This is a genomic window from Streptomyces sp. NPDC090442 (assembly GCF_044769405.1).
In the GTDB taxonomy this organism is placed as follows: Bacteria; Actinomycetota; Actinomycetes; order Streptomycetales; family Streptomycetaceae; genus Streptomyces.
The window spans coordinates 1-2,189 of the sequence record NZ_JBIVXW010000217.1; the positions used below are offsets into that span (position 1 = coordinate 1).

General features: G+C 73.9%; 2 protein-coding genes and 1 rRNA gene. All 3 read left to right on the forward strand.

The genetic code is table 11. The annotated features are described in order from the left end of the window. A 5S ribosomal RNA gene (gene rrf / locus ACIQU6_RS44465) occupies positions 1-95 on the forward strand; the annotation flags it as partial. 203 nt (positions 96-298) lie between these two features. Then, positions 299-1,285 (forward strand): hypothetical protein, encoded by a 987-nt coding sequence (locus ACIQU6_RS44470; RefSeq protein ID WP_403488399.1) that lies wholly within the window; start codon positions 299-301, stop codon positions 1,283-1,285. A 23-nt stretch (positions 1,286-1,308) separates the two neighbouring features. Continuing rightward, positions 1,309-2,028 carry a hypothetical protein gene (locus tag ACIQU6_RS44475; protein ID WP_403488401.1) on the forward strand — a complete coding sequence of 240 codons (720 nt, stop codon included), beginning with the start codon at positions 1,309-1,311 and terminating at the stop codon, positions 2,026-2,028. Positions 2,029-2,189 lie beyond the last annotated feature (161 nt).

The window sequence follows — 2,189 nt, forward strand, 5'->3', positions numbered from 1 at the left end:
AAACGCCCGGTTACATTTCGAACCCGGAAGCTAAGCCTTTCAGCGCCGATGGTACTGCAGGGGGGACCCTGTGGGAGAGTAGGACGCCGCCGAACAATTTTTCCAGGACCCCTGGTCCCAGCGTTCAGCTGGGACCAGGGGTCCTTTTGTTTTGCCGGAGCGCGCCGCAGGGGTCGGTGCGTGAGAATGAACGCAGTACCGAAGACAGGAGTCACGTCGATGTCCACCAACTCTTCCGACGATCGTTCGGAGCGCCGGCCGAGGCGCGACGACGGCGACCGCGGTGGTTTCCGTCGGGATGACCGGCGTGACGACCGGGGCGGCTTCCGTCGCGAGGGCCGGGACGGCCGCGGCGGCGAGCGTGGCGGCTTCCGTCGCGATGACCGGGGCGGGGAGCGGGGCGGCTTCCGTCGGGACGAGCGGCGTGATGACCGCGGCGGCGACCGTGGTGGGTTCCGGCGCGATGAGCGGCGGGACGAGCGTGGCGGCGAGCGCGGCGGGTTCCGACGCGACGACCGTCGGGACGACCGTGGTGGGTTCCGTCGGGACGACCGCGGCGGCGAGCGCGGCGGGTTCCGTCGTGATGACCGCGGCGGCGACCGTGGTGGGTTCCGGCGTGATGACCGTCGGGACGAGCGGCGTGATGACCGTGGCGGCGACCGTGGGGGATTCCGTCGGGACGACCGCGGCGGGGAGCGCGGCGGATTCCGGCGTGATGACCGTCGGGATGAGCGGCGTGATGACCGCGGTGGCGACCGTGGTGGGTTCCGTCGCGACGACCGTCGGGACGATCGCGGCGGCTTCCGTCGGGACGAGCGGCGTGATGACCGTGGCGGCGACCGGGGCGGGTTCCGTCGCGATGACCGTGGCGGCGACCGTGGGGGATTCCGTCGGGACGATCGGGGCGGCGAGCGTGGCGGGGAGCGCGGTGGGTTCCGGCGTGACGATCGTCGGGATGAGCGGCGTGATGACCGCGGTGGCGACCGTGGTGGGTTCCGGCGTGATGACCGCGGCGGCGACCGTGGTGGATTCCGACGGGATGACCGCGGTGGTGACCGTGGGGGCTTCCGGCGTGACGAGCGCGGTGGCGAGCGGGGTGGGTTCCGTCGCGACGACCGGCGGGACGACCGTGGTGGGTTCCGACGGGATGACCGCGGTGGCGAGCGTGGGGGCTTCCGGCGGGATGACCGTGGGGGGTTCCGGCGGGACGACCGGCGGGATGACCGTCGGGACGACCGGCGGGATCGGGAGCCGATCAAGCGGCTGCCGATTCCGGAGGACGTGACCGGCGAGGAGATCGACAAGGCGGTGCGGCAGGAGCTGCAGAGCCTGCCGAAGACGCTCGCCGAGGATGTCGCCAAGAACCTGGTGATGGTCGCGCGGCTGCTCGACGAGGAGCCGGAGAAGGCGTACGGGTACTCGCTGGTGGCGCTGCGGCTGGCGTCCCGGGTTGCGGCGGTGCGTGAGGCCGCGGGCTTCGCGGCGTACGCGTCCGGGAAGTACGGCGAGGCGCTGAAGGAGTTCCGGGCGGCGCGGCGGATGACCGGCAGCGCGGAGCTGTGGCCGGTCATGGCCGACTGCGAGCGGGGGCTCGGGCGGCCGGAGAAGGCGCTGGCGATGGCCGGCGAGTCCGAGGTGCAGCGGTTGGACCGGGCCGGCCAGGTCGAGATGCGGCTGGTCGCGGCCGGGGCCCGGCGGGACATGGGGCAGGCGGACGCCGCGGTGGTGACGCTGCAGAGCCCCGAGTTGGCGTCCGGTGCGGTGCACCCGTGGACGGCCCGGCTGCGGTACGCGTATGCGGACGCGCTGTTGGAGGTCGGGCGCGAGGGCGAGGCGCGGGAATGGTTCGCCAGGGCGCTGGAGGCCGATCAGGCCGGTGCCACGGACGCGTCGGACCGGCTGGCGGAGCTGGACGGGGTGCAGTTCACCGATGCGTTGGAGGAGGACGAGGCGGAGGCCGAGTCCGCGTCCGAGGTTGAGCGCAAGGTCGGGTCCGGTTCCGAGGAGGGCACGGACAAGGGTGAGTAGGCGAGTCGGCGCGTAGGTGCGCCGAGGTAGCCGAGACGGCGAGAAGGGGGGGGCCCGGGGGGGCCCCCCCCCCGGGGTTTGTGGGGGGGGGGGGGTGGGGGGGGGGCGGGGGGGGGGGGGGGGTGGTGGGGGGCGCGGTGGGGGGGGGGGGCCGGCGCGGG